The organism is Bacillus sp. SH7-1 (genome assembly GCF_008042405.1).
Taxonomy (GTDB): domain Bacteria; phylum Bacillota; class Bacilli; order Bacillales; family Bacillaceae_G; genus Bacillus_A; species Bacillus_A thuringiensis_N.
The window spans coordinates 265,776-291,869 of sequence record NZ_QNUD01000015.1 but is presented as its reverse complement, the minus strand read 5'-3'; the positions used below and the strand labels follow the sequence as shown (position 1 = coordinate 291,869).

Below are 26,094 nucleotides of genomic sequence, written 5' to 3'. Positions count from 1 at the left end.
AACATCTCATATTCATATGAGATGTTTTTTTAGTAGGGTTCCCTCGCATGTAACGGGGAATCTAGTATATAATTCTTTTTCACGAAATGTATATTAGGCTGGTGGTTATCCCGTACGTCTGTTCATAAAATTATAAAAGGTACATAGAAATGACATCGTAACAACATAAACCGCTATAAGGTTAGAGGAGGTATATACTGATGATATATCAAGCTATCCAACAGTTAATTGATCTTGCTATTAAAATTCAATTGATTGAACAAGAAGATGCCATATATACAAGGAATAAAATCCTTTCCTTACTTCGTTTAGATGACTTTGTAGTGGAAGCATCAGCTCCTGCGTCCGCAAAGAAAGCAATTTCGGAGTTATTGGAAGAGTTAATAGAATATGCTTGTATGCAAAAAGTCATTGAGGAAGTACTGGATGAGAAGGAGATTTTAGCAAGTGCAATTATGGATGTTTTTATGTCCAAACCGTCCGTTATCAATACTCTATTTTATGAAAAATACGAACAAGATCCGAAGGTTGCGACAAATTACTTCTATGAATTAAGTAAAAACAGCAACTATATCCAAATGAAGCAAATTGCCAAAAATATAAATTATAAAGTCAATACGGAATATGGTGCCATTGATATAACGATTAACTTATCAAAACCGGAAAAAGATCCTAAACAAATTGCTAGAGAAAAAGTATTGGAAAGTACAAATTATCCAAAATGTTTACTCTGTATTGAGAATGAAGGATATAGGGGCAAAATTGGACATCCTGCACGCTCGAATCACCGTATGATCCGTATAAACCTTACAGAAGAAAGCTGGTTTCTACAGTATTCTCCGTATATATACTTCAATGAACACTGTATTGTCTTGTTCTCAGAACACCGAGATATGAAAATTGATCGTCAAACATTTTTACATTTGTTACAATTTGTAGAAAAATTCCCACATTATTTCCTTGGTTCCAATGCAGATTTGCCAATTGTAGGAGGATCTATTTTAACACATGACCACTATCAAGGTGGAAACTATGAATTTGCTATGGCAAATGCATCGAACGACCTAATTTTTAAACTAACCAACTTTCCAGAAATCCAATGTTCTATTATTAAATGGCCTATGTCAGTTATTCGCTTAAGAAGTAACGACATAGAAAAAATAGTAAATGCAGGGGAGTACATATTAGAGAGGTGGAAAGGATATAGTGATCCTTCCGTTGGTATATTCGCATTTACAAATGAAAATCCGCATAACACAATTACGCCAATTGCTCGCCGACGGAATGGTATGTACGAATTGGACCTTGTTTTGCGAAACAATCGTACAAGTGAAGAACACCCCCTCGGTATTTTCCACCCTCATGCGGAAATACAACATATCAAAAAGGAAAATATCGGTCTGATTGAAGTAATGGGATTAGCTGTGCTTCCTGCTCGTTTAAAAATAGAAATTAAGGAAGTAGAAAAATTCTTACTAAATATTCCAAGCAATATTCCATCGCCTCATATACGATGGGCAGAACAATTAAAAAACAAATATGACAATCGGATAAATGAACAAAATGTACAGGAGATTATCAGAGAAGAATTGGGACGGAAATTTATACAGGCGCTTGAAGATGCTGGTGTTTTTAAACGAGATGAAGAAGGGATATCGGCGTTCAAACGTTTTATTCAGACTTTAATTTAGGAATGGGCTTGGTAGTTATGGTGAAGAACAAAATGCCCACTGATTAAAGATTTGAAGTATTAAAAGAATATAAAAAACTAAAAAACATCCCATATGAATATGAGATGTTTTTTAGTATGGTTTTGTCGCATGTGTTACGACGTTTAATAAACCTGGAAATCTAGCATTTAAGTCATCTTCACGAATTGAAATGAAACGTTGAGTTCCTTCAAGGCGTGTATACATAACACCGGATTCACGTAAAACTTTGAAATGGTGAGATAAAGTTGATTTCGCAATTGGAATGTTTAATGAACCACAAGATTGTTCATTTTTTTCTAGTAGCGTAGTTACAATTTGTAAACGAATTTGATCGCTAAGTGCATATAAGACAGAAGAGAATTGAATTTCTTCTCGATTTGGATGATAGAGAGTACGCATTTTTTCACCTGCTTGTATAAGTTAATATATTTGCACTATAACATATAAAGTGTTATATTTCTATTGTTCGAATATATTCGAACAATAGAAATATAGGGGGAGAAAAAATGAAGTATACAAAATTGCAAAAGGCAGGACTAAATATTTCAAAGTTGGGGTTAGGAACAAACGCTGTTGGGGGACATAATTTATATGCTGATGTGAATGAGGAAGAAGGAAAACGATTAATAGAAGAAGCTATCCAGCAAGGGATTACCTTTTTTGATACAGCAGATTCATACGGTTTCGGTAGATCAGAAGAATTAGTAGGAGAAGTATTAAAAGGAAAACGCCACGAAGTTGTACTTGCTACAAAAGGTGGAATACAGCCGCTATTAAATGGAGAGGTTTATATTAATAATGAACCAAGCTATTTAAGAAATGCTGTAGAAAATAGTTTAAGAAGATTACAAACTGATTATATTGATTTATATTATTTGCATTTTACAAATTCTGAAACAAGTTACATAGATTCAATTGGAGAGCTTACTCGCCTAAAAGAAGAAGGGAAAATTCGTTCAATTGGCATATCTAACGTAAACGTAGAACAATTAAAAGAAGCGAACCAACATGGTCATATAGATGTTGTACAATCACCGTATAATATGTTAAATCGTACTGCTGAGGCAGAACTTTTGCCATATTGTATAGAATCAGGTATTTCATTTATTCCTTATGGGCCTCTTGCTTTTGGGATACTAGGTGGTAAATATACAGAATATTTTAAATTAAACGAAGGGGATTGGCGTCAAAGTGTAAATCTATTTGAAGAGAATACATATAAGAATAACTTTAAGAAAGTTGAAAAGTTAAAAGGCTTAGCTAAAGAAAAGGATCTCGAAGTATCGCATTTAGCTTTAGCGTGGTTATTAAACAAAAAAGGAATTGATACTGTTATTCCTGGTGGGAAACGAGCGGAGCAAATAAAAGAAAGTGTAAGAGCGGTGGAAGTTTTATTGAATGAAAAGGTTATAAAAGAGATTGAATCTATTTTAGAAGATTAGTTGAAAGGAGGGATAGTTCCCTCTTTTTATATAAAAGGAGAAGATTTAAATGAAAAGAGTACTAGCTGTATTCTTTACAATCATGTTTATGATCGGTACAGATACTTTCTTAATTTCACCACTTTTACCGACTTTACAACAGGTGTATCACATTTCAACTGAGTTGTCAGGGTGGATGGTGAGTTCATATGCTTTAGGATACGCTGGATTTGCGCTTATCGCTGGTCCTATATCAGATGGCTTAAACAGAAAAAAAGTGATGGTAATAGGAATGAGTTTTTTTGCGATAAGTACGTTTTTATGTGGAATTGCACCGAGTTTTCTATGGATGCTAACATTTAGATTCTTAGCAGGTGTAAGTGCAGCCTTTGTATCTCCACAAGTGTGGGCATCTATTCCGCTCCTAATAGAGAAGAAGCAAATTGTAAAAGCAATTGGAATTGCAACAGCAGGGTTATCAATCGCCCAAATTTTAGGACTGCCAATTGGAGCATATTTAGCAACGACACATTATACAACACCATTCTTCGTCATTGGTATATTATCAGCACTACTTGTCGTCCTTATTTATGTAGTATTACCAGAAATACAACCGGTTCACATAGGTGGAAATAAAACAAACATTTTAAAACGCTATAAACAATTACTTACAGATTCAAAGGCTTCATTATCTTATTTTGCATATTTTGTTTTTCAAACGGGTAATTTTGCTGCATTTTCATTCTTTGGTGTGTGGCTTTCCATTCAATTTGGCTTACAAGTTCATGAAGTAGGTACAGCTATGCTCGTATTAGGATTAGGAAATTTAACTGGGAATATTTTTGGTCCTAGAATCGTAAATAAAATTGGTTATAACCGTTCTTTCTATGGCGGCATTATATTTACAGCAGTGCTATATGTATTACTTCCTCATATAAAGAACATTATATTTGTGGAGTTATTATTTTTTGTTTTATTTTTTGTGACAGGAATTTTGTTTGTATTGATGATGAGGTACTTACAAAACATGTCTATTGTAGCAAGAGGAACAGGAGCAGCTCTTGCTAATGCTTCGATGTATATTGGTCAAATGATAGGAGCGGCAATAGCAGGACTGCTATTTGCAGCATCTCAAAATTTTATATTTATAGGTAGTTTTACTGCTTTCCTATATGTAGTCGCTTTATTATTGTTTAGAAAAAGTGAAAAACTTACTGGAAATCGTGAAACAGGAATTGCTTCATAAAATCTGTACAAATAAAAAATAGCTGTATTTCTTCGGTTGAGATGACATCAAATAAAACGAGTACAAGAAGTGCGGTTAGTGTAGTAATGAAAATATCAGTTGAAAACCAAATATGAAATATATTAAACCAATATTAGAAGAGTAATAATACACGAAGTAGTTTTTAAGTGCAGAAGTTACAGAAAGTAGAGAAATAGTGTATAGGCATTGTAACAAAGTTATGGAGAATCCAAAAATAAAAATCCCTACAGAAATAGGGATTTATATATCGGCATATAGTTCCTTGGAAAAGGATGTATTTAGTATAACATATAGGACTACTTATATTTGTGAAGTAGATGTGAAAGTAATGTGAAAAATGCTGAAAGAAAAACACTATTTAAATAGAGGATAATGTAGATAAGAGTATGGATTTTACATGGATATTATATTGTATTTTTACTTATATGTTAAATGTTATATATTTTTAAATTATTGGGGATAAAAGGGAGAGATTTAAATGCAATGGTATTTGAACGCTCTAAAGAATTATGGGAATTTTAGTGGTAGAGCTACGCGAAAAGAGTACTGGATTTTTAGTTTATCCAATATCGTAATTTTTTGGCTACTTTTGTTTTTATCATCATTTTCAGAGGTTTTGGTTGCTATTATTGCATTGCTATTTATGTTAGCAATGATCATACCAAGCTTTTCGGTTGGAGCACGTCGGTTACATGATATTGGGAAAACAGGATGGTGGCAACTATTAAATTTTGTACCATTTGGTAGCGTTGTTTTACTTGTATTTTTCATCATTGAAAGTGAAGAAAATGACAATCAATACGGACCAAATCCGCATACAAAGTTAAAAGAAGCGATTTAATAAACTAATTTCGTTTATAGCATTACTAGTTCAACAAATTTTGCTTAATTTATCTATTCTTAAAATGGTTTACATGAGGTTATATTGTGGGTCGATCTAAGCCAATATGACTTTTGGAGCAGTAAAAAGGGGAAGAATAAAGGCAGAGTGAAAGTAACATGGTAAGAAAAAAATTCTAAATAAAAAGCACTGTTTTAGCTAATGTAACTAAAACAGTGCTTTTCTTTTTGATTGAACAGTTGCTGCATTTTCATCATGTATGCCTGCATCTTTAATGATTCGTTGTTTTGCTTTGTTTAATAGATGGTTTACTGCTTCACCAAAATAGTTAGCTTCGCTTTTTGTGCGGGCTTCTCGTAAACATTTATAGTTTTCTAGCAGTTCCTCTTTTTCAGTGTTTGTTAAGAAATCTTCTATTTTCTTTTTTGTCATACGAAACACCCTTTCTTCTGACAAACGACGCAATAGAAAATATTTATTGTTTATTATAGCAATAATTTTTAAAGAAAGTATAGACTAACGTCGTAATAATTTGTCAATTTCTTGAATCTTCTCATCAGCTTTCCCAATTTGTGTATTTTTAGCCTGCTCACCACCAAGCGCTTGGTGTAGTAAGAAAGTCTGACCGGAAATAGCAGTCACAATGGACACTTTAATAATTTCTTTTATTAAGGTGACATCGAATAAAACGAGCCCAAGAAGTGCAGCTAGACTACCAGTGAAAATATCAGTCAAAAATCCAAAGTGGAAAAAAGTTTTCAAACGGCGTGGAAGCAATAACTTGCCTTGGTTATTGATTAGATGGGAAACGAAACCGGTAATGCCACCAACGAGAACAGCAGTTAGCCATTGATACATTTCCATCGAATCCACTCCTTTTAGTGAATAAGATTCGATTATTTTATATTGATTCCTTTTAATATTTCATAGAAGCATATTGAGAAAGTTTGTTTGGTTTTTTTCTATATTCAATTTAATTATAACAGAAAAATCTGATGTATATGAGTCTATTATATGAAGCGGTTATTCCTTAATATGAATGTAGAAAGGGGTGCGTGATATGAATATAGATTACCGTATAAGAAGTGTGGCTGGTTATACCAAAAATATAGGGGAATTAGTAAGCATGCTGGAACATACGAGGGCTGTAACATTGCTGGAAATAAAAGATCTATCAGTTGAGCAATTAGATTTAATTATACCGAGTAGAGGGAATTCCATTGGAGCGTTACTAAAGCATATAGCAGCTATAGAAAAAGCTCATCAACTTATTTCATTTCAAGAGCGTGACTTTACTAAAGAAGAATTAGAAATATGGGAAGACGCACTGTATTTAGGGGAAGTGGGGAAAACAATCCGTGGTCATGAAATAAAGTATTATGTACAACTTCTAAAAAGTGTTCGAGAAGAATCACTGAAGTATTTGAGTGAACAAGATGATGAATGGCTTATGTCAGAAAGAAAGTGGCCTAACGGTGTAGCGTATAACCAGCATTATCTGTGGTTTCATGTGCTAGAAGATGAGATTAATCACCGTGGACAAATTAGAATGATGAAAAATAAATTATTTGAAAATTACGTTAAATAAGGTAGCTTTTTAAATAAATATTCCATATAATGAGAGTAATTAAAATGAGAACGGGGTGATGTATTATGGCGAACATAACTTATATGAATAATAAACCAAATACAAAGGTGGATGGAAAGGGCGAGACTATATAAGGGAGCGCACGATCCTTCCACTTAGCTTACACTAGGGAGGATATCAATTTGAATCAAAATATTTTAGAATCGTTCGGCTGGGATTCTTTTTTTGAGGAACAAGCTGTAGAGAACTTTGAAGTAGGGCGTATTTTACTTGAGCATAAGCATATATATCGAATTATTTGTAATGATGGTGAATATATGGCAGAGCTGTCTGGTAAGTTTCGGCATGAAGCAGTAACGAAGGGTGATTATCCAGCAGTTGGTGATTGGGTTTATATAAAGAAAATAGAGAATGAAAAGAAGGCAATTATTCATCGTATTTTTCCTAGAAGAAGCTCTTTTTCTAGGCAAGAGGCTGGTACTCGAACGGAAGAACAAGTAATAGCAGCAAATGTAGATTATCTATTTTTAGTGAATGCACTTAACCATGATTTTAACGTAAGAAGAATGGAGCGCTATTTACTATTAGCGTATGAAAGTGGTGCGATGCCTGTTATTGTTTTAACAAAGAGTAGCTTATGTGAAGACGTGGAAAAGAAAATCGTTGAAACAGAAGCTGTGGCAATTGGTGTTCCGATCTTCGTTGTTGATAGTTTAGAACATACTGGTATTGAATCGTTGCAGCAATTTGTTTCTTCAGGAAAAACAATTGCTCTAGTCGGATCATCGGGGGTTGGAAAATCCACTTTGTTAAATGCACTAATAGGAATTGAAGTAGCAAAAACGGGTGATATTCGTGAGGAAGATAGTAAAGGAAGACATACGACAACTCATCGTGAATTGTTCCGATTACCGAGTGGTAGTTTAGTTATTGATACTCCTGGTATGAGGGAGCTACAGCTTTGGGAAGGAAGCGATGCAATTCAAACAACCTTTTCTGATATTGAAGAACTTGCAAAAACGTGCCGTTTTAGGGACTGTAAGCATGAAAATGAGCCAGGGTGCGCAGTGCATAGTGCAATTGATAACGGAATTATTACGATAAATCGTTTGCAAAGCTATAAAAAATTACAAAGAGAACTAGCGTATTTTATGAGAAAACAAGATGCTATTCTTGCAAGGGCAGAGCGTGATAAATGGAAAAAGATTTCTAAACAGCACAAAAAAATGTGAAAAGCCAAAGGGTGGTTCCCTTTGGCTTTTTGCATTTGTAAATTTTATAATAATATTATTCATATATATAGACAAAGAGAATTTAATTGTTTAAACTTTACAAAGTATTCATCATAATAGGTTATGAAAATAATAATTAGGGATTGGGAAATATTTATAATTCGTTAGATTTAACTTTTAAAATTGAAAAGCAGGAGGTTTGTAATGGGTAGACTATTAAATTTGTTTCGTGATATGAAAGTAGCAAAAAAACTACTGATTTCATTTTTCGTCATTTTAATTGCGGCTGTCTCTATTATCGGGGGCATGTCTTATCAAACAGCTAAGAAGAATTTTGAATCACAAATTACGAGCAGTGCTCACGACAATATAAAAATATTAGATAATTTAATCAATCAAATGATTGAGGCGAAATTTAATGATGTGAATAATTTTGCACGGGTGATTCAAGGTAATATGTATCAAGGTGATAATCAAGATGAAGTAAGAAAAATGCTATCTCAATATATCAATTTGAATAAAGATGTTGAACAAGTATATGTTGCTGGGAATGATAAGAAATTTGTGCAGGAACCAAATATACAAATGGCAGCAGACTATGATCCAACAGAACGTTCTTGGTATAAAGATGCAGTGGCAAAACAAGGTGGTATTGTCATTACTGAGCCGTATAAGGCGAAAGGAAATGGACATATTGTCGTAACGATTGCAAAACAAGCAGAAGATAAAAACGGTGTTGTAGCGATAGATTTAAGTTTAGATAATTTATTAAAAACAACAAAGTTAATCAATATCGGTAAAAAAGGATATGCTTTCATTTTAGATGGAAAACAAAAAATAATTGCACATCCTCAAGAAAAATCAGGAGAAAAAGCAGCTGATTCTTGGGCGAAGAAAATTTATGAAGATAATCATGGCGCTTTTTCATATACGTATGACGGTAGCGAAAAACAAATGGTATTTGCTACAAATGTAAAAACAGGTTGGAAAATCGGCGGGACGATGTACTCAAATGAAGTAATTGAAGCTGCGCAGCCTGTATTTTATAATATGTTAATTGTTATGTTTATTTCATTAGTTATAGGCGGGGCACTTATTTATTTTGTGACACTTTCTATAACGAAGCCCTTAAAAAGATTAGTTGCCACTTCTAAAGAAATAAGTGAGGGAGATTTAACGCAAACAATTGATATTCATTCTAATGATGAAATCGGCCAACTTGCAAAAGGATTTAATGAGATGACTGATGCATTGCGGACGTTAATTGGAAGAATTAATACTTCGGCTGGACATGTTGCAGCAGCATCAGAAGAGCTAACGGCAAGTGTAAGACAAGCGAGTGAAGCGACTGAGCAAATTACAATGGCAATGGATGAAATATCGAGCGGGGCAACAACGCAAACGACAAGTGTAGAAAATGGTGCAATGTTACTATTTGATGTGACAGAAGGAATTCAGCATGTAGCAAATAGTTCATCATCAATTAGTACCGCTTCTGCTCATACTCGTGAAAAAGCAGAAGATGGCGGAAAACTAGTCGGAAAAACTGTAAATCAAATGCAATCTATTGCAGAATCTGTTTCACAATCAGATGAAGTTATACAGTTACTAAATAATAAATCAAAACAAATTGGTGACATACTAGAAGTAATTCAAAATATTGCAGATCAAACAAATCTTTTAGCTTTGAATGCAGCAATTGAAGCTGCAAGAGCGGGAGAGCACGGAAGAGGGTTTGCAATTGTTGCAGATGAAGTACGTAAATTGGCGGAGAAGTCTAGCGTATCTTCTAGTGAAATTAGTAAATTAATATGTGAAATACAAGATGACATGAGTAAGACGGTAAAATCTATGGGGCATGTAAATGAAGAAGTTCAATCTGGACTTGTTATTGCGAATGAAACGAAGCAAAACTTTACTGAGATTTTACAATCTACAAATGAAATTGCAGATCAAATTAAAACAATGGTTGAAACGGCTAATGGGATGTCGAAAGGTGCAAATGAAGTGTCTATTTCAGTAGGTCAAATTGCAATGACAGCACAGAATAATGCGACGAGTACCCAAAACGTTGCAGCATCAGCAGAAGAACAACTAGCGTCCATTGAGGAGATTAGTTCTGCGGCGGGTACATTATCTCAAATGGCTGAAGAATTACAAGGGTTAATTGAAAGATTTAAAGTGTAGCAGCGGACAGACTACTCCAAAACAGCAGTATGCGATTTTGGAGTAGTCTGTTTTTATTATGTAACATGAAATGGGATAGAGAGTATGTTTATGATGTTTAAAGGTATATCATGTATAATATTTGTCGAAAAATAGAGGTGTTTGTTAACTTTATGTATAATTATAATCATATAGAATGCAAATAAAGGAGATTATTAATATGGGAGTGTACTGGGGGACCAAAAGACATTCTTGGCTTAGTTATGTCTCATTTTGGTTAAGTATTTCATTTTTTATCGTTTTTCTAATTGAAGTGTTTATATTAAAAACACTTTCGAATAGTTCGGTGCAAATTGTTAAATATTTTTATTTTATACTTGTACCAGTAAACATTTTACTTAGCTTAAAATTACTATTTAAGAAGAATGAAAAGAAAGCATTACCTATTTTTAGCTTTATTGTATCATTATTATTTACAATTTTAATAATAGTATTAGCATTAGCAGCTACTGGGAAATTCTTTTAAGGAGAGTGATATAAGTCACTCTTCTTTTTTGTTGTGAGCAAATAATGAATGGTGCAGGTTTAAAATATAAGGGGGGGAAGTAATAAAGTAAGCCATATAATAATGAAGACTAAATAAAGTGTTTTATATAGACTTATGAAGCAAATGAATACGGTAAGAACGGTGATATATGGTACAATACATATGGATAGTGATAGAGATAAAGGGTATATAAAATACTCATCGTTTTTTAGTAAGAGAGGGGTTATCTTATGCTATATGAGGATTTGATGACATTATTTCAAGCGGCTCCGAAAGAAGAAGGTAGAGGCGGCTGGAAATATATAATCCAGGAACGAAATGATAAATATGAAATTGTTGATGAAATGTTGAAAAATCAAATGAGTGTTGAATTGTATTTTAATGAATATGATGAGGTGAAAATCATTTTATATAAAGATGGAATGCCTATTTCGACGATGCAAAGAATTGCGATTTCAAAAGTTGAATTAGACGAAGAGGAAGAAGGGATTCAATTCGTTTTAGAACGTATGCCTAGTCGGATGATTCGGTTGCAATTAAAGCCGTATTTAGCAATCGAAATGGGACCGTACTGGGAAGTATGTGCTGATTGTGAATAAATATAAAAGAAGCATCCAATAACATGGATGCTTCTTTTATGTTTTTTGCAGTTGTTTAAAAGCAATAATCGGAAGTAAAATGATGCTTACCCACCCGATTATAGGATATAGAATGTGGAGTAATTCACTGTAGCCAACGTAACTAAAGCAATAGCTTATTAGTAAAATGAAGAAAATAATATTGTTACTTTTCCAACCGGTGATGGATTGCATTTGTTTTGTCATGCCGAACACATTGCCAACTAAAGTTGTGAACACTTCACCAAAAATGATAAGAACAAAGAAAAAGTGAAAAGTTGCATTGAATTTTCTGATGACTTCAGCCATTGGGATATTATATTGATAAAATTGATCGACTGATAAGATTGCTAAATGGCTGCATAATAAAATTAAAGAAAGTCCTGCACCACCTAAAATACCACCCCATAAAATGGCCTTTCGATCTTTTACTTCACTGGCTAACGGGACGAGAACGCTTTGGGCGAGAGAAAGATTTAAGGCGACATATGTAATAGGACTAGTTATCCACTTCATATTCCAACTTTCTGCAGGAATAGTGTTACTAATAGGTGTTGTACCGTGAATAAAAGTTGTAATAGCAAGTCCGATAATAAAAATCATCATAATAGGTACGACAAGTGTATTTACTTCAAAAACACCTTGTAATCCGCGACTACTTATAATTAGACAGGCGATCACTGTAATGAAAATACCGAGTTGTCTTGGTAAATGAAGTTGCTCTTCAAATACTGCACCAGCTCCTGATAACATAACGCTCGTTACACCAAATAATACGAGTAATAATAGTGTATTTACAACGTTACCAAATACATCCCCAAATAAATATTTGTTAAATTCCTGCGCTGAAAATGCACCGATTTGTGATGAAAGTAACATCATCTTTGTGCCAAGCCAAATAAAAAAAAATCCACTTACACATATACCAATTGTTCCATAAAATCCGTTCACTGTAAAAAATTCAACAATTTCTCGTCCAGTAGCAAATCCAGCTCCAACGACTGTTCCAATATAAGTAGCAGCGACTTTCTTTGCTACTTGCCATTGTTGATTGTCCATGTTATCCCTCTTTCTACTACGATGAGCTTGATTTACTATTATGCATATGTAGGAGCTTGGACAATTAGACGTATGAAGTGTTTGAAAACATACATGAATTAATAGATATTAGGGAAGTATTAAAGGTGTTAAAACTTTGTTACATATGAGCTAATAGTTCAAAAGGATAGGGAATGTATGGTAAAATGTAATTGGGTTATTAAAAGATAATCATTACAAAATGATAAGAGGAGTGGATTGTATGAGTACGAAAGCAAATGTTGTTGAAGTATTAAACAAGCAGGTAGCAAACTGGAATGTGTTATATGTGAAATTACATAATTATCACTGGTATGTGACAGGACCACACTTCTTTACATTACATGAGAAATTTGAAGAGTTTTACAATGAAGCTGGAACGTATATTGATGAATTAGCAGAACGTATTTTAGCATTGGAAGGTAAACCGCTAGCGACAATGAAAGAATATCTTGCTACTTCCAGTGTCAGCGAAGGGACAAGCAAGGAATCTGCAGAGGAAATGGTGCAAACATTAGTGAATGATTACTCTGCACTTATTCAAGAATTAAAAGAAGGTATGGAAGTTGCTGGTGAAGCTGGAGATGAAACATCAGCTGATATGTTATTAGCAATTCATACAACATTAGAACAACATGTATGGATGCTAAGTGCGTTCTTAAAATAAATATAAGTATACAAAGAAAAAAGTCATTGAAAAATCTTTTCAATGACTTTTTTGTGATTTTTCAGTTTTCTTTTATGCTATAATATAGTAAAAAGGAGGCGATGCGATGTTTCGCTTTTTCAAAACTGGAAAAGAAGAGCGTGAAATTACGAAAGATGAATTAGAGCAAGCAATGGCTAAGTTTCTAGAAACGAATGCTAATATCGTTTATACAGTATTAGTAAATGATAATTATACAGTAAATTATGATTTGTTAAAGCCGTATTTACCTGCATTTCCAACAAATCTTTTTCTGATTACGAAGGAAACGCTTGAGGTATTTGAACATACAGAAGAAAACTTAAACCTAGTGAAAGAAATTGATATCGTACAAAAAGCAGTAGATCAATATGTAACAGAAAAAGAAATGTTTCCAATTGTTGAAGGTAGTGAAGATCGCCTTATATGCGGGGTGAAATTAGGGCCGTATTTAAATCGTATATTAAAAAGAAACTTATATATTTCAGAAAAGCATTATTTAGTTTCAAGTAAACCAGATAGAAAAAAACAAAAGAGTGGGTAGATGTATGGAAAACAACAATACATATATTGTTGTCTTTTTTTGCTTGAGAATATATTGATTTTTCAGTTTATTAAACTTTATAATAAACTTATTGGACAAATAGGAGTAATGATTAAGTATCATTCCAAGAATAAAGTATTGTTAGCGTGGGTTATATACATTGATTACAGAATGGTATAAAGATTTGAGAAATAAATATTATAAAAGGTTACGGGGGAATTGAGTATGAAAAATAATATGACTTATATTCAATTATTAAATGAAACGTTACATTGTTATGCAAAGAAAGGAAGTTTGGAAGCGTACACTTATATAATGGAGCATGCTAAAGGTATAGTGGGGAATGAGGCGCAAATATATAATTTTAAATATGCATTAGCGAGTGCAGCAGGACTTGAAGAAGAAGCGTTGCATTTAATGAAGGAAGCTATTATAGAAAAGGGTTTTTGGTATGGAAATGAGTATTTAATTTCGGACGACGATTTAAAATCATTACATAAATTTGAAGACTTTCAGAAAATGGTTCAATTATGTAAAGAGAGAGAAGAGTTAGCAAAGAAAACAGAACGAGCAGACGTGAAATATATAGACGGCAAGAGAAAAGACAAACTATTTATTGCAATGCACGGTGATCAAGAAAATATAGGAATAGTAGAACCATATTGGAAATCTGTTTTGACACAAGATTATACGTTAGCTTTACCACAGTCTTCGCAAATTCAGTTTTCAGATGGGTTTGTTTGGGATGATATACATAGAGCAAAAGAAGAATTAAAAGAGCATTACGTTAAGTTTATAGAAAATCATACAGTAGAAAGAGTAATAATTGGTGGTTTTTCTGCTGGTGCAGGAGTAGCTTTGTATACGATTTTACACAAAGATATAGATGTAGATGGTTTTATTTTTATGGCACCGTGGCTTCCAGAGATTGAAGAATGGAATGAGTGGTTGGAAGTGCTACAAGATAAAAATATAAAGGGATATATAGTGTGCGGGGATCAAGATGAAGATTGTTTCGAATGTGCGCAACAATTTGTACAATTATTAAGAGATAAGAATATAGAACATAAGTATAAAGTTGTGCCTAATTTAAACCATGATTATCCTGAGAATTTTGATGAGTTATTAAAAGAGGCTATTGAATATATAGATGACAAAAGTAATAAGTAGTAAGAAAGGGAGATGCATCATAATTGATGTATCTCCCTTTTATTATTATAAATGAAAAGCATTTGCTAGTAAGCGATAAGAATTTAATTTATCTTCAAATCGATGAGTAATTGTGACAATCATAAATTCATCAGTATTGTACGCTTTACTTAAGTTTACGATTTTTTCTTTCACAGAAGATGGATCACCGACAATCATACGTTGACGATTTTCTTTTATACGGAATAAATCATAAGCGCTGTATGAATAATTTTGTGCAGTTTCGATAGAAGGAGTACCAGTTGTTCGCTTCCCTTGCTCTAGTAATAAGATTGATAAATCTAAACTAGAAGCAATTTTTTCCGCCTCTTCAGTTGTTTCCCCGCAAATAACAAAAATAGCGACGATTGATTTTGGTGTATCTCCTAGATAGGAAGGTTGGAATTGTTCTTGATAAGCCTCCATTACCTCGGGTCCACCGTATCCGTTGATGAACTGTGCGAATGCAAAAGAAGCACCTTGTTGTGCGGCAATCCTTGCACTCTCTCCACTAGAACCAAGCATCCACATTTCGGGAGATGTTGGAATCACAGGAGTAGCCTTTAAATTTGCATAATGATGGTTTTCTGGTACTTGATCATGTAAGTACATTGCAACATCTGCAATTTGTTCTGGATATTGATCAAGTGAGACCATTTTTCCTTCTTGAAGTGCGCGAGTCGCAATTGGCATACCGCCAGGTGCTCTACCAACACCGAGGTCGATACGGTTTGGGTAAAGCGCTTCTAAAACGCGGAAGTTCTCAGCGACTTTATATGGACTATAGTGCGGCAACATAACACCACCTGAACCAACTCTCATACGCTCCGTTTTTGCTGCAATGTGAGAAATAAGTATTTCAGGACTTGAACCAGCAAGGCTTACAGAATTGTGATGCTCGGATACCCAAAAGCGTGTATATCCGAGTTTTTCAACTTCTTGTGCAAGCGTAACTGTATGTGAAAAAGCTTGGGCTGCCGTACTACCATCTGAAATAGGGGATTGGTCTAATACACTTAATTTGATCATAGAATATACCTCTCAATCTTAATGTACATCCTATTATATATTTACTTACGAAAAATGCGTAATGAAATGCTCAAAATAAAAAGTGGATAAATTACATATCCACTTTTAACGTGAAAATCCTCGTTCATAATGATTCATTTCGACTACATTTAGAATATATTCGTAGTTATCAATCTCAAGTTTTAGTTGTTCACGTTCTTTTTTAGATAGATGCATATTACTAAGTTTGTTGCATAGCTGTTGTTTCTTTTCTTCTAAATACTTCTTTGTAGCGTGGTAGTCGTAAGTTTGTTTCATTTTCAACCACTCCTTCTTTGCTGTTGCTATATTATACGAGGCGTGAAGAGGTGTGAAAGCTAATTCTTATGTACTTTTAGTGAATATTCCTCTTTCCATGTTGTTATGTTTATGGGGATGTATGAATAAAATGCACTAAACCACTAATGCCCATTTTATGAAGTAAGGGGTGGAATTGTGCAGAAAGATATAATGTATAACACAGAGATGGATGAAACGTTAAGAGTTATAAATAATGGGTTAAAGAAGACGACTCGTTCGAAGCGAATTATAGTAGTAGGGGCCGGTATGGCTGGATTGGTTTCGGCATCTTTATTAAAAGCTGCCGGACATGAAGTGAAAATTTTTGAAGCAAACAACCGGGTAGGTGGCCGCATAGAGACGGTTAGAATGGAAGATACCGGATTATATTTGGATGTAGGGGCAATGAGAATTCCATATTCGCACATATTAACGATGGCGTATATAAGAAAATTTGGGCTGCAGGTAAGCTCTTTTATTAATAGGAATGAGACGGATATTATTTACGTAAATGGCCGGAAAACGACATTAAAACAATATGAAAAAGACCCAAGTATATTAAAGTATCCTGTGGAAATGAATGAAGTCGGGAAAACGTCTGAGGAGCTCTTATTGTTAGCGGTACAGCCAATTATAAATTTTATAAAAAAGAACCCAGAAAAAAATTGGGATGTTGTAGTAAAGGATTTTGGAAGGTACTCTACAGGACAATTTTTAAAGTATCATCCTTATCAATATAATACGTACTTTTCGCCAGTAGCGATTGAAATGATTGGTGTTCTTTTAGACTTAGAAGGTTTTTTGGAAAGGTCGTTTGTTGAAACGTTGCGCTTTTTATATATTATGCAAGAGGAGAGTGGATTTTGTGAAATAGTAGGCGGGAATGATAGATTACCAAAGTCCTTTTTACCACAATTAGAAGAAAATATTATTTATAACCAAAAATTAATGAAACTGCATCAACACGATAATGGGGTGACGGCTTTCTATCGGAACGAAGAAACGTTTGAATATAGTAGCATAACTGGTGATTTGGTTATTGTTACGATTCCGTTTTCGACAATGCGTTTTGTGGAAGTAGATCCATTTGATTCTATATCTCATGAAAAATGGAAAGCAATTCGTGAATTGCATTATATGCCTGCGACAAAAATAGGAATTCAATTTAAAAGTAGATTTTGGGAAGAACAAGGACAATTAGGTGGCAGAATTATAACGGATTTGCCAATTCGTTACGCCTATTATCCAAGCTATGGAATTGGAGAGAAGGGACCAGCTATGATGCTAGGAAGCTATACATGGTCATATGATGCGTTGTTATGGGATGGATTATCAAAGGGGGATCGTATTTATTACACATTACAAAACTTAGCAACGATATTAGGTGGTCAAGTATATGATGAATTCTTGTCTGGAATATCAAAAAGTTGGACATTGGATCCATATGCACTTGGAGGGTTTGCGCTATTTCAGGCAGGTCAAGAATCTGAGTTGCAACCAGTGATTGTCAAACCAGAGGGAAGAATATTCTTCGCTGGAGACCATACGACGTTATATCACGGTTGGATTCAAGGGGCAATTGAATCTGGGGTTCGTGTAGCAGTAGAGGTGAACGAGTAAAATGTGTAAAATTCAGAAATTTCTTTACTGTATAGTTTGAGATGGATATTATTATATATAAAAGAACTATAGGGAGTGTTTACAGTGAATCCATTATTATTCGATTTTCCTTCTGAATTTTATACTGAAAGGCTATGTATTCGAATGCCGAAACCGGGTGACGGTAAAGTTGTATACGATGCAATTCAAGCTTCTATGGAAGAATTAAAACCATGGATGGTTTTTGCTCAAAAGGAGCAAACAGAGGAAGAAGTAGAAGAAAGCATTAGAAAATCACATATCCAATTTTTGCAGCGTGAGGATTTAAGATTACTAGTTTTTTCGAAAGAAACAGGTGAATTTATTGCATCTGCTGGATTACATCGTATTAATTGGGATATACCTCAATTTGAAATCGGGTATTGGATTGATTCAAGGTTTAGTGGAAAGGGCTATATGGTAGAGGCTGCGAAAGGTATAACGGATTACGCGTTTTCTGAACTGAAAGCAAACCGAGTAGAAATTCGTTGTGATTCTCTAAATAAGAAGAGTAGAGCCATACCAGAGAAATTAGGATTTAAGTTAGAAGGCATTTTAGAAAGTGCGAGTGTTGCGGTCGATGGAAATGGATTAAGGGATATGTGTGTATTTGCAATGACGAGAAATACATATGAAAAAGAAGAGTTGTAAGAAAACAGCTCTTCTTTTTTTATATTATGGCACAGGATGCCCGTTAGAGCTTTCGAAAATTGTAAACCATTGTTGACGATCTAAGTTAACTTTTGTAGCAATAGCGGCTGTTTTTACACGATCTAATTTACCAGAGCCAACGATTGGCATCATATTAGCTGGATGAGCGAGTAACCATGCGTACATAACAGTATCGATGCTATTAACACCTAGCTCAGTAGCAACTTTTTGAACATTTTCACGTACACGTACAGCGCGTTCTGATTGACCAGTAAAAATTTCACCACCTGCAAGTGGTGACCAAATCATTGGGTTGATTCGTTTCTCCTGACATAAATCAATTGTCCCTTTTTCAAAATGCTCAAGCTGCAGTGCAGATACTTCAATTTGATTCGTAATAAGCGGGAAATCTAAGTACGAACTAAGCATATTAAATTGAGAAGGTAAAAAGTTAGATACACCGAAGTGACGAACTTTTCCTTCTTGCTTTAAGCGTGAGAATGCTTCCGCTACTTCATTTGGATCCATATAAGGATCAGGACGATGAATGAGCAGTACATCAATATAATCCGTATGTAAATTTTTAAGTGATGCTTCTGCACTTTGAATAATATGTTCTGCACTAGTGTTGTAGTGAGCAACATACCGCTCTGGAAATTTTGGTGATGGGGGAGCGATTCCACATTTTGTGATGATTTGCATGTTTTCACGTAAGGAAGGCTTTAGTTGTAATGCCTCTCCGAACAGCCCTTCACACGTATAACCGCCGTAAATATCAGCGTGATCGAAAGTAGTAATCCCCATATCCATGCATTCTTCAATAAAAGAAAGTAATTCTTGTTTCGTTATATTCCATTCTGCTAAGCGCCAAAAACCTTGAATAATGCGAGAAAATTCTAGCGTTTCGGCCATTTGAACTCGTTCCATTATAAGTACCCCCTTGATGAATGGTTATTTTTTTGAAAAGGCTTTCTTACTACATATTATTATATAGTTAGAGGGGCGTACAAACAATAAATATGTTTTGCTACAAAAACGATTTTCTCTATATGCTATAATGTAGAAACATATAGCTATAAGGAGATGTAGGAAATGATTCCAGTAACAATATTAACTGGTTTTCTTGGATCAGGGAAAACGACATTATTAAATCGTATTTTATCAGAGAATCACGGCCAAAAATTAGCAGTGATCGTAAATGAAATCGGGCAAATTGGTATTGATAATCAGTTGATTATGAATGTTGAAGAAGAAATTATGGAAATGACAAACGGTTGTTTATGCTGTACTGTACGTGAGGATTTACTCGTTGCTTTAAAACAATTACTGGACGTAAAAGCAGAAGGTAAAATGGATTTTGATGGATTAGTAATTGAAACGACTGGTCTTGCAAATCCGGGTCCGATTATTCAAACATTCTTTTTAGATCCAGTCATTCAATCTGCATACCAAATTAACGGTGTTGTAACAGTAGTAGATAGTTATCATATACATAAACATTTTGAAAAAGGGCTAGAAGCAAAGGAACAAATTGCATTTGCTGATGTCGTTTTAGTAAATAAATTAGATTTAGTGAATGAAAGTGAAAAGGAAAATCTATTGCAGGAACTGCAAGGTATTAACCCAACTGCAAAGTTAATCGAGGCCACTAACTGTGATGTAGATATTCCATCATTACTACAAATTCAAACGTTTAAAACGAAAGATACGTTACAAATTTATCCTCATACAGAACATAACCATCTAGAAGGGGTAAGATCGTTTGTATTACGTGAAGAGCGCCCGTTAGATTTACAAAAACTAAATGAGTGGATGTCAGCTGTCGTTCAAGAGCTAGGGGAGTATTTATATCGTTATAAAGGGATTTTGTCTATCGATGGAGTAGATAAACGTATCGTTTTCCAAGGTGTGCATACATTGTTTGCTGCATCATACGATAGAGTGTGGCAAGAGGGTGAAGAACGAGTAAGTGAAGTCGTATTTATCGGAAAAGATATTAATAAAGAATGGTTCCAAGAACATTTCGAGGAGTGTGTGAAATAAGTCTGCGTATATTGCAGGCTTATTTTTGGGACTTAACTAAGCGCTTTGAGAAAAATGCTAGATTGTAAAAAACGAAGGATTAAAAAAGCCTGTTTTCACAGGCTTGTATGTTCATCTAAAAGTAACTCCATTACAACACCTACAACTGGGCCTTCATCATCAATATCCCCGTTTAAACGGAAACCAAAGGATTCGTATAGTCCCATTGCGAGTTTGTTGTCTGGATGTAAACTTAAATAAATTATTTTACATTCAAATTTATCTTGTAAGAATTGAAGGAGTATGCGAAGGAAACGTTTTGCGTATCCTTTTCCTTGATATTGTTGGTCAATCATAAAGCGGTCTAACCACACACTTTTACGCTTTTCCCAATACCATCCGTACATTGCATATCCTACAAGTGTTTCTCCATCATATAAACCTATTGACGTTCCGTTTCCTTCATATAATGATTCTGCTAAAGAAAACGCATTACTTTCAATAAATTGCTGCTGGTCTTTTGCGACGTTTAAAGCAGCTACTGAACGCCAATTTTTTGCTGTTACTTCACAAATGTGAAGAGTCATAATTCCAACTCACCTTCTAAATTAATATAGCTCAAAAGCTAATATGGATAATTTTACTTGTTATTTTGGTCCAGTCAAGCAGAAGCACATAAAAAAAGAAGCTGAATGTTATATTCAGCCTCTTATCAAAAGTTGATTAGTTAGTAGCTTCTTTCAATGTATTCACGTTTTCTTCCATTAAAGTGAAGTAATCTTTATTATTTTTCGCATCGTCTTCAGAAATAGTAGCTAAGTGATTTAAACGTAAAATCTTTGTACCTGTTTCTTTTTGAATAACGGATGCTACTTTTGGAGTAGAGAATGTTTCAAATAAAATATATTTTAAGTTATGCTCTTTTGCTGTTTTTGTAATATCAGCAAGTTGCTTTTGAGATGGTTCATCAGAAGCTGAGATTCCAGCGATAGGAATTTGCTTCAGGCCATAACGTTGTTCCCAGTACCCGTATGCAGCATGAGAAACTAAAATTTCTTTCGTTTTTGCATTTGCTACAGCAGCTTTAAATTGATCATCTAAATCAGTAAATTTTGTTTGAAGTGCTGCAAAGTTTTTTTCAAACTCTTGTTTATGGTCAGGTTGTAATTCTACAAGTGCATTTTTAATTTTTTCTGCCTGTTTCATTGCTAGAGTAGGGTCTAACCAAATGTGTGGGTCTTTATCGTGATGATGTTCATCCTCTTTGTGGCCGTCTCCATGATCATGATGCTCTTCTTCAGTAGAAGTACGCAGTTCAATACCTTTTGATGCATTTACAATTTTAACATTTTCTTTTTGTAATGCTTTTTCCATTTTTTCAGCAAATGGCTCTAATTCAGCGCCGTTATAAACGAATAAATCGGCTTTTGCAACTTGTACTGTTTGTTTTTGACTTGGCTCAAATGTATGAGAATCTGCACCAGGTGGATAAATCGCTTCAACAGTTACATAGTCGCCACCAATTTTTTTTGCGAAATCAGCAAGAGGGAAGATGGTTGTATAAACAGTTAGCTTTCCATCTTTCTTGGCAGTACTTTCTTTTTTATTTGAGCAGCCAGTAAAAATTAAAGTGAAAATAAGTAAGAATGAAAATATAGTCAATCTTTTAGGCATGAAGTTCTCCTCTTTTCTTTTTTACGGATATATTTTCCCCAATTATAGAAGAAAAATATCATTTTAATACAAAACGGAATAATTACGTTTTAGTTTGCGAACTTAGTATAATACATCTTTTATAAAGTTGCAATAAATAATAATCATTCCGATTTGATTTTGTTATAAAGTTGTCAAATATAGATGTGTTATTTTTGCGAATACATGCATATGTGACAACGCTGTGTTCATATATATGAAAGGAGGATGTAGAGGGGGATGAGTGTTTGGGCTACTTAATGGAAGCTATTTTATTGATATTAGCGGTAGTATTACCATTAGCCTTAGTTTTAATTTTTTTAAGAAGATTAATAAGTAATTTAGGGGATGCATCAACAGTAACAAAATTACGAGAGAAAGATGAGAAAAAAGAGTGAGTAAAGCACTATGCGTACGCATAGTGCTTTACTTGTGGTAAAATGAGAGAAGGAAACTCCTAAAAGTTGTATTTTACTGAAGGAGAGAAAAGTAAAATAAGAGGTATATGCATATATGAATAAGCGAACAGCGTTAGTACTTGGTGCAAGTGGTTTAGTTGGACAAGAGATAACGCGTCTATTACTTGAATCAGATTACTACGATTCGGTTACTATTTTTGTAAGAGAACCAATGGAATGGAAACATGAGAAGTTACAGCAAAAGCAAGTAGATTATTCGGTATTAGAGGAATATAAAGAATTTTTTGCAGTAGATGATGTATTTAGTTGTCTAGGAACAACAATCAAAAAAGCAAAAACAAAGGCAAATTTCAAAAAGGTAGATTATGAATATACGTTACGAGCTGCTTGTTTAGCTGAGAAACAAGGGGTGCAAAATTTCCTTGTTGTGTCCTCAATGGGAGCAAATCCAAAATCGTTTTTCTTTTATTCACAAGTGAAAGGGAAAATGGAAGAGGAATTACAAAAGCTAGTGATTGGTGGTATTCACATTTTTAGACCATCTTTATTAGTAGGAAATCGACAAGAATTCCGTTTCGGTGAACGAATAGCTGAAAAGTTATCTCGTATGATTCCTTTTATATTTAAAGGGGCTTTCAAAAAGTATAAACCAATTTCTGCTAAAGATGTGGCAAAAGGGATGTATATAACTGCATTGCGAGAAGAATCAGGTATCCACATTTATAATTCGAATGAAATTACAACGATAGAATAAATAAAACCGAGAAGAATAGCTTCTCGGTTTTATTTATTTGTACTGATTTTCCCCGGTGCTCGCTTGTATTGATACGGCTCTTGTAACTCGAAGCCAAGTTCATTGGCAGCTATTCTTGGGAAGTACGGATTGCGGAGTAACTCTCGTCCGATAAAAATTAAATCTGCTTCATTATTATTTAAAATTTGTTCCGCTTGAGACCCAGTCGTAATCAATCCAACTGCACCAGTTGCAATGTTAGCATGCTCTTTAACATGTTTAGCGTATTGTACTTGATACCCGGGATATACATTGATGTGTGCCGGTACAACAGCTCCAGAACTACAATCGATTAAATCTACCCCTTGTTCTTTCATCCATTTTGTATACTGAACGTAATCTTGAACCGTTAACCCATCAGGATGATAATCATTTGCTGAAATCCGAACAAATAACGGTCCATTCCAAACTGTATTTATCGAGTCAATGATTTCACGTAAGAAACGATAGCGATTTTCAGATGAGCCCCCATATTCATCCGTTCGTTTATTAGAAAGTGGAGAAAGAAATTCATTTATAAGATAACCGTGGGCACCATGTATTTCAATAACGTCAAATCCAGCTTGTTTAGATCGTATAGCAGCCTTCTGAAAAGCTAATATGGTATTTTTTATTTGCTGTATACTCATTTCTACTGGTATTTTCATACTTTCATTAAACGGAATTGCTGATGGAGCAAAAGCATCCGTTTCTAATTCAGCTTTTCTTCCGGCGTGAGCAAGTTGAATAGCTGCTTTTGCACCGTTATCATGTATAAAAGTAGTCGTTTTATGTAAGCCTTCAATTAAACTGTCATTCCAAATGCCTAAGTCTTTATTAGAAATTCGACCTTCAGGTAACACGGCTGTTGCTTCAATCATTACTAAACCAACTTGACCGGCAGCTCTTGTTCCATAATGAACGAGATGGAAATTCGTTACTTGGCCATCCTCGTTTTCTGATGAATACATGCACATAGGTGACATGACAATCCGGTTTTTTAGTGTAACGTCCTTAATTGTATAAGGTGAAAAAAGTTTGGAATTCATCCAATAGCCTCCTAGATTGAATTTTCTTACATTGTATCATTCTCTTTTTTGTTTCTCTATTAAAACGCTTATACGAAAAATTTTGTCTATTCGTGTTACAATAATTAATATGAATTGAATTGGAGGATGACTTATGTACCAGGCTTATTATGAAAGTGAATTAGGCTTGCTAGAAATTACAGCGAACGATAAAGGAATTACGTCTGTTATATTTGTTGATGAGAGACAAGAAGAACATACAAATGAAATGATAGATCAATGTATAAATGAGCTCGATGAATATTTTAAGGGGAATAGAAAAGAGTTCACAGTCCCGCTGTCTGCCGAGGGAACAGCATTTCAAAAAAATGTATGGGATGCGCTCTATACTATTCCTTATGGCGTAAGTGCTTCATATTTAGATATTGCAGAGAAAGTCGGAAATACGAAAGCTGTACGAGCGATAGGAGGAGCAAATAGTCGTAATCCGATTTCAATAATTGTTCCGTGTCATCGTGTAATAGGGAAGAGCGGGAAACTTGTTGGGTATGCGGGCGGTTTATGGAGGAAAGAGTGGTTATTAAAACACGAAGGTATTTTGAAATGACGTATGGATGGGAAGAGGGATTGTTTTGAAATGTATAAATTGTGGGCAACTTTGCGAGGGAAATCAGTTAAATTGTGAAAGTTGCCAGCGGACTTTGCATACTGAACAGAGTGAAGGAAGCTCGCTAATAGACAAGGAATTAGAAGTATATGTAGGGAGACAATATCCGTATTACAAAAGGAAATGGGAGCTTGAGGAAAAGCGGATTGCTAAGTGGAGCTGGAATGGTTGGGCAGCTATTTTCAATGTAGGTTGGCTCGGATATCGTAAGTATTATTTACCTGCAGCTTTATTTGTATTGTTATTAGTAGCGTGTGATGCTTTTTCTTATTATATGGGTTTCAACGTAGCATTGCCAATCATTAATATGGTGCCTCTTACGTTTCTATTACTCGTGTTTATTCTATTTGGTATGGGGATTTTTGCAAATGGATTATATTATCAATTTGCAGAAAGGCGTATATACCGAATAAAAGCAAGAGAAATAAAAGATAAATCAGTTGAAAACTATCTAATCAATGATAGCGGCGGAACGAGCAAAATGGGAGCGACAATTGTTACTATTTTAGCAGTTGCTAGCATATTTTTTAGTCATTTCTTTTTTCCGACTGATCGAGACGTTATTCAAAAGGTTCGTACAAGCTCGCTTTATGAATATCCTTTCTTTTCAATAGGTGAATCTTTCGAAAATTATTTTCAAAATTCAGGTTGGATATATTATCGTGGAACGGAAGGGTTAGAATTAGTAGAATTCCAAGGATATAACACCGGAACGCCAAGACAAAAGGTGAAGATTCAATTTGTTGTCGATTATAAATTAGGTGAAGTGGAACCATACTCATTTATGGTTAATGGTGAATCTAAAACTGAAGAAGAGTTTTTGAAGCTGATGGAAGAAATATTTAAAGTTCAAAATCCATTTGATATAGAGGATGGATTACAAGTAAATGCTATTCAAGAAAGCGGCTGGAAAGAAATTTCCGATCGCTTTTTTCTATGTTTGTTAAAATAAATATTTAAAATAATCAGAATC

29 protein-coding genes are annotated in these 26,094 nt (G+C 34.3%); 19 read left to right on the top strand and 10 right to left on the bottom strand.

Annotated features, from left to right (window positions below; genetic code table 11):
• Positions 1–200: 200 nt before the first annotated feature.
• Positions 201–1,691: a UDP-glucose--hexose-1-phosphate uridylyltransferase gene (gene galT / locus DN390_RS15375; protein WP_147807731.1), complete on the top strand. Its 1,491-nt coding sequence runs from the start codon at positions 201–203 to the stop codon at positions 1,689–1,691.
• A 111-nt stretch (positions 1,692–1,802) separates the two neighbouring features.
• Here galT and DN390_RS15370 read toward each other — a convergent pair whose 3' ends face one another.
• Positions 1,803–2,111 carry an ArsR/SmtB family transcription factor gene (locus DN390_RS15370; protein ID WP_060630524.1) on the bottom strand — a complete coding sequence of 103 codons (309 nt, stop codon included), beginning with the start codon at positions 2,109–2,111 and terminating at the stop codon, positions 1,803–1,805.
• Positions 2,112–2,218: 107 nt separating this feature from the next.
• Between DN390_RS15370 and DN390_RS15365 the strand changes: the two genes are divergently transcribed.
• The 3 genes from DN390_RS15365 to DN390_RS15355 all read left to right on the top strand — a co-directional run bounded on the left by DN390_RS15365 (position 2,219) and on the right by DN390_RS15355 (position 5,241).
• Positions 2,219–3,154: an aldo/keto reductase gene (locus DN390_RS15365; protein WP_147807730.1), complete on the top strand. Its 936-nt coding sequence runs from the start codon at positions 2,219–2,221 to the stop codon at positions 3,152–3,154.
• A gap of 49 nt (positions 3,155–3,203) precedes the next feature.
• A complete protein-coding gene (locus DN390_RS15360) occupies positions 3,204–4,379 on the top strand; it encodes an MFS transporter (protein ID WP_147807729.1) in 1,176 nt (391 codons plus the stop codon).
• Between the two features lie 499 nt (positions 4,380–4,878).
• Entirely contained in the window at positions 4,879–5,241 is a 363-nt protein-coding gene (locus tag DN390_RS15355; protein ID WP_060630527.1) for a DUF805 domain-containing protein, read from the top strand.
• Between the two features lie 207 nt (positions 5,242–5,448).
• On the opposite strand, the gene DN390_RS15350 is transcribed toward DN390_RS15355, so the two are convergent.
• The gene (locus tag DN390_RS15350; protein WP_000162606.1) at positions 5,449–5,673 is read right to left on the bottom strand and encodes a hypothetical protein; all 225 of its coding nucleotides are present in this window, start codon (positions 5,671–5,673) and stop codon (positions 5,449–5,451) included.
• Between the two features lie 84 nt (positions 5,674–5,757).
• On the bottom strand, positions 5,758–6,105 hold the full coding sequence (locus tag DN390_RS15345) for a DUF4257 domain-containing protein (RefSeq protein ID WP_000426320.1): 348 nt from the start codon (positions 6,103–6,105) through the stop codon (positions 5,758–5,760).
• Positions 6,106–6,301: 196 nt separating this feature from the next.
• Between DN390_RS15345 and DN390_RS15340 the strand changes: the two genes are divergently transcribed.
• From DN390_RS15340 to DN390_RS15320, 5 genes are all read left to right on the top strand, one after another.
• Complete coding sequence (locus DN390_RS15340; RefSeq protein WP_147807728.1) at positions 6,302–6,829, top strand: DinB family protein; 528 nt, start codon at positions 6,302–6,304, stop codon at positions 6,827–6,829.
• A gap of 182 nt (positions 6,830–7,011) precedes the next feature.
• Entirely contained in the window at positions 7,012–8,061 is a 1,050-nt protein-coding gene (rsgA, locus tag DN390_RS15335) for a ribosome small subunit-dependent GTPase A (protein ID WP_060630529.1), read from the top strand.
• Positions 8,062–8,265: 204 nt separating this feature from the next.
• Positions 8,266–10,248: a HAMP domain-containing methyl-accepting chemotaxis protein gene (locus DN390_RS15330; RefSeq protein WP_060630530.1), complete on the top strand. Its 1,983-nt coding sequence runs from the start codon at positions 8,266–8,268 to the stop codon at positions 10,246–10,248.
• A 199-nt stretch (positions 10,249–10,447) separates the two neighbouring features.
• Positions 10,448–10,753: a hypothetical protein gene (locus tag DN390_RS15325; protein WP_060630531.1), complete on the top strand. Its 306-nt coding sequence runs from the start codon at positions 10,448–10,450 to the stop codon at positions 10,751–10,753.
• A 251-nt stretch (positions 10,754–11,004) separates the two neighbouring features.
• Positions 11,005–11,373 carry a DUF3979 family protein gene (locus DN390_RS15320; protein WP_147807727.1) on the top strand — a complete coding sequence of 123 codons (369 nt, stop codon included), beginning with the start codon at positions 11,005–11,007 and terminating at the stop codon, positions 11,371–11,373.
• Positions 11,374–11,409: 36 nt separating this feature from the next.
• Here the strand turns inward: DN390_RS15320 and DN390_RS15315 are convergent, their stop codons facing one another.
• Positions 11,410–12,450: a YkvI family membrane protein gene (locus tag DN390_RS15315; protein WP_000370192.1), complete on the bottom strand. Its 1,041-nt coding sequence runs from the start codon at positions 12,448–12,450 to the stop codon at positions 11,410–11,412.
• A 241-nt stretch (positions 12,451–12,691) separates the two neighbouring features.
• Here DN390_RS15315 and DN390_RS15310 point away from each other — a divergent pair, with 241 nt between their 5' ends.
• From DN390_RS15310 to DN390_RS15300, 3 genes are all read left to right on the top strand, one after another.
• The gene (locus DN390_RS15310; protein ID WP_000104654.1) at positions 12,692–13,135 is read left to right on the top strand and encodes a Dps family protein; all 444 of its coding nucleotides are present in this window, start codon (positions 12,692–12,694) and stop codon (positions 13,133–13,135) included.
• 106 nt (positions 13,136–13,241) lie between these two features.
• Complete coding sequence (locus DN390_RS15305; protein ID WP_060630533.1) at positions 13,242–13,697, top strand: DUF3939 domain-containing protein; 456 nt, start codon at positions 13,242–13,244, stop codon at positions 13,695–13,697.
• A 225-nt stretch (positions 13,698–13,922) separates the two neighbouring features.
• Complete coding sequence (locus tag DN390_RS15300; RefSeq protein ID WP_060630534.1) at positions 13,923–14,867, top strand: alpha/beta hydrolase; 945 nt, start codon at positions 13,923–13,925, stop codon at positions 14,865–14,867.
• Positions 14,868–14,912: 45 nt separating this feature from the next.
• Here DN390_RS15300 and DN390_RS15295 read toward each other — a convergent pair whose 3' ends face one another.
• Positions 14,913–15,914, bottom strand: coding sequence for an LLM class flavin-dependent oxidoreductase (locus tag DN390_RS15295; protein ID WP_060630535.1), 1,002 nt, complete (start codon positions 15,912–15,914; stop codon positions 14,913–14,915).
• 105 nt (positions 15,915–16,019) lie between these two features.
• On the bottom strand, positions 16,020–16,211 hold the full coding sequence (locus DN390_RS15290) for a DUF3896 family protein (RefSeq protein WP_060630536.1): 192 nt from the start codon (positions 16,209–16,211) through the stop codon (positions 16,020–16,022).
• 177 nt (positions 16,212–16,388) lie between these two features.
• Between DN390_RS15290 and DN390_RS15285 the strand changes: the two genes are divergently transcribed.
• Complete coding sequence (locus DN390_RS15285; protein ID WP_147807726.1) at positions 16,389–17,852, top strand: flavin monoamine oxidase family protein; 1,464 nt, start codon at positions 16,389–16,391, stop codon at positions 17,850–17,852.
• 84 nt (positions 17,853–17,936) lie between these two features.
• On the top strand, positions 17,937–18,521 hold the full coding sequence (locus tag DN390_RS15280; protein WP_147807725.1) for a GNAT family N-acetyltransferase: 585 nt from the start codon (positions 17,937–17,939) through the stop codon (positions 18,519–18,521).
• Between the two features lie 24 nt (positions 18,522–18,545).
• Here DN390_RS15280 and DN390_RS15275 read toward each other — a convergent pair whose 3' ends face one another.
• A complete protein-coding gene (locus tag DN390_RS15275; protein WP_147807724.1) occupies positions 18,546–19,448 on the bottom strand; it encodes an aldo/keto reductase in 903 nt (300 codons plus the stop codon).
• A gap of 165 nt (positions 19,449–19,613) precedes the next feature.
• On the opposite strand from DN390_RS15275, the gene DN390_RS15270 reads away from it, so the two are divergent.
• Positions 19,614–20,564, top strand: a complete 951-nt coding sequence (locus DN390_RS15270) for a CobW family GTP-binding protein (protein ID WP_147807723.1) — start codon at positions 19,614–19,616, stop codon at positions 20,562–20,564.
• A 95-nt stretch (positions 20,565–20,659) separates the two neighbouring features.
• Here DN390_RS15270 and DN390_RS15265 read toward each other — a convergent pair whose 3' ends face one another.
• Together DN390_RS15265 and DN390_RS15260 are read right to left on the bottom strand one after the other, a co-directional pair.
• Positions 20,660–21,130 (bottom strand): GNAT family N-acetyltransferase, encoded by a 471-nt coding sequence (locus DN390_RS15265; RefSeq protein WP_000172416.1) that lies wholly within the window; start codon positions 21,128–21,130, stop codon positions 20,660–20,662.
• Between the two features lie 136 nt (positions 21,131–21,266).
• Positions 21,267–22,217 carry a metal ABC transporter substrate-binding protein gene (locus tag DN390_RS15260; RefSeq protein ID WP_060630541.1) on the bottom strand — a complete coding sequence of 317 codons (951 nt, stop codon included), beginning with the start codon at positions 22,215–22,217 and terminating at the stop codon, positions 21,267–21,269.
• A gap of 266 nt (positions 22,218–22,483) precedes the next feature.
• On the opposite strand from DN390_RS15260, the gene DN390_RS30650 reads away from it, so the two are divergent.
• Entirely contained in the window at positions 22,484–22,633 is a 150-nt protein-coding gene (locus DN390_RS30650; protein WP_000540925.1) for a hypothetical protein, read from the top strand.
• A gap of 115 nt (positions 22,634–22,748) precedes the next feature.
• Entirely contained in the window at positions 22,749–23,408 is a 660-nt protein-coding gene (locus DN390_RS15255) for an oxidoreductase (protein ID WP_060630542.1), read from the top strand.
• Positions 23,409–23,437: 29 nt separating this feature from the next.
• Here the strand turns inward: DN390_RS15255 and namA are convergent, their stop codons facing one another.
• Positions 23,438–24,475, bottom strand: coding sequence for an NADPH dehydrogenase NamA (gene namA / locus DN390_RS15250; protein ID WP_060630543.1), 1,038 nt, complete (start codon positions 24,473–24,475; stop codon positions 23,438–23,440).
• A 133-nt stretch (positions 24,476–24,608) separates the two neighbouring features.
• On the opposite strand from namA, the gene DN390_RS15245 reads away from it, so the two are divergent.
• Both DN390_RS15245 and DN390_RS15240 read left to right on the top strand, forming a co-directional pair.
• A complete protein-coding gene (locus tag DN390_RS15245; protein WP_049113109.1) occupies positions 24,609–25,061 on the top strand; it encodes a methylated-DNA--[protein]-cysteine S-methyltransferase in 453 nt (150 codons plus the stop codon).
• Between the two features lie 7 nt (positions 25,062–25,068).
• Positions 25,069–26,073 carry a DUF2628 domain-containing protein gene (locus DN390_RS15240; RefSeq protein ID WP_147807722.1) on the top strand — a complete coding sequence of 335 codons (1,005 nt, stop codon included), beginning with the start codon at positions 25,069–25,071 and terminating at the stop codon, positions 26,071–26,073.
• The last annotated feature ends 21 nt before the right edge of the window (positions 26,074–26,094 follow it).

Excerpts from the sequence above, each read along its gene's own strand:
- DN390_RS15320 (WP_147807727.1), top strand. The coding sequence starts at position 11,005 with ATGCTATATGAGGATTTGATGACATTATTTCAAGCGGCTCCGAAAGAA.
- DN390_RS15355 (WP_060630527.1), top strand. The coding sequence starts at position 4,879 with ATGCAATGGTATTTGAACGCTCTAAAGAATTATGGGAATTTTAGTGGT.
- DN390_RS15295 (WP_060630535.1), bottom strand. The coding sequence starts at position 15,914 with ATGATCAAATTAAGTGTATTAGACCAATCCCCTATTTCAGATGGTAGT.
- DN390_RS15240 (WP_147807722.1), top strand. The coding sequence starts at position 25,069 with ATGGGAAGAGGGATTGTTTTGAAATGTATAAATTGTGGGCAACTTTGC.
- DN390_RS15360 (WP_147807729.1), top strand. The coding sequence starts at position 3,204 with ATGAAAAGAGTACTAGCTGTATTCTTTACAATCATGTTTATGATCGGT.
- DN390_RS15255 (WP_060630542.1), top strand. The coding sequence starts at position 22,749 with ATGAATAAGCGAACAGCGTTAGTACTTGGTGCAAGTGGTTTAGTTGGA.
- DN390_RS15265 (WP_000172416.1), bottom strand. The coding sequence starts at position 21,130 with ATGACTCTTCACATTTGTGAAGTAACAGCAAAAAATTGGCGTTCAGTA.
- namA (WP_060630543.1), bottom strand. The coding sequence starts at position 24,475 with ATGAATTCCAAACTTTTTTCACCTTATACAATTAAGGACGTTACACTA.
- DN390_RS15370 (WP_060630524.1), bottom strand. The coding sequence starts at position 2,111 with ATGCGTACTCTCTATCATCCAAATCGAGAAGAAATTCAATTCTCTTCT.
- DN390_RS15260 (WP_060630541.1), bottom strand. The coding sequence starts at position 22,217 with ATGCCTAAAAGATTGACTATATTTTCATTCTTACTTATTTTCACTTTA.
- DN390_RS15275 (WP_147807724.1), bottom strand. The coding sequence starts at position 19,448 with ATGGAACGAGTTCAAATGGCCGAAACGCTAGAATTTTCTCGCATTATT.
- DN390_RS15365 (WP_147807730.1), top strand. The coding sequence starts at position 2,219 with ATGAAGTATACAAAATTGCAAAAGGCAGGACTAAATATTTCAAAGTTG.
- DN390_RS15310 (WP_000104654.1), top strand. The coding sequence starts at position 12,692 with ATGAGTACGAAAGCAAATGTTGTTGAAGTATTAAACAAGCAGGTAGCA.
- DN390_RS15350 (WP_000162606.1), bottom strand. The coding sequence starts at position 5,673 with ATGACAAAAAAGAAAATAGAAGATTTCTTAACAAACACTGAAAAAGAG.
- DN390_RS15330 (WP_060630530.1), top strand. The coding sequence starts at position 8,266 with ATGGGTAGACTATTAAATTTGTTTCGTGATATGAAAGTAGCAAAAAAA.
- DN390_RS15325 (WP_060630531.1), top strand. The coding sequence starts at position 10,448 with ATGGGAGTGTACTGGGGGACCAAAAGACATTCTTGGCTTAGTTATGTC.
- DN390_RS15315 (WP_000370192.1), bottom strand. The coding sequence starts at position 12,450 with ATGGACAATCAACAATGGCAAGTAGCAAAGAAAGTCGCTGCTACTTAT.
- DN390_RS15300 (WP_060630534.1), top strand. The coding sequence starts at position 13,923 with ATGAAAAATAATATGACTTATATTCAATTATTAAATGAAACGTTACAT.
- DN390_RS15290 (WP_060630536.1), bottom strand. The coding sequence starts at position 16,211 with ATGAAACAAACTTACGACTACCACGCTACAAAGAAGTATTTAGAAGAA.
- DN390_RS15245 (WP_049113109.1), top strand. The coding sequence starts at position 24,609 with ATGTACCAGGCTTATTATGAAAGTGAATTAGGCTTGCTAGAAATTACA.
- DN390_RS15345 (WP_000426320.1), bottom strand. The coding sequence starts at position 6,105 with ATGGAAATGTATCAATGGCTAACTGCTGTTCTCGTTGGTGGCATTACC.
- DN390_RS15270 (WP_147807723.1), top strand. The coding sequence starts at position 19,614 with ATGATTCCAGTAACAATATTAACTGGTTTTCTTGGATCAGGGAAAACG.
- DN390_RS15340 (WP_147807728.1), top strand. The coding sequence starts at position 6,302 with ATGAATATAGATTACCGTATAAGAAGTGTGGCTGGTTATACCAAAAAT.
- galT (WP_147807731.1), top strand. The coding sequence starts at position 201 with ATGATATATCAAGCTATCCAACAGTTAATTGATCTTGCTATTAAAATT.
- DN390_RS15305 (WP_060630533.1), top strand. The coding sequence starts at position 13,242 with ATGTTTCGCTTTTTCAAAACTGGAAAAGAAGAGCGTGAAATTACGAAA.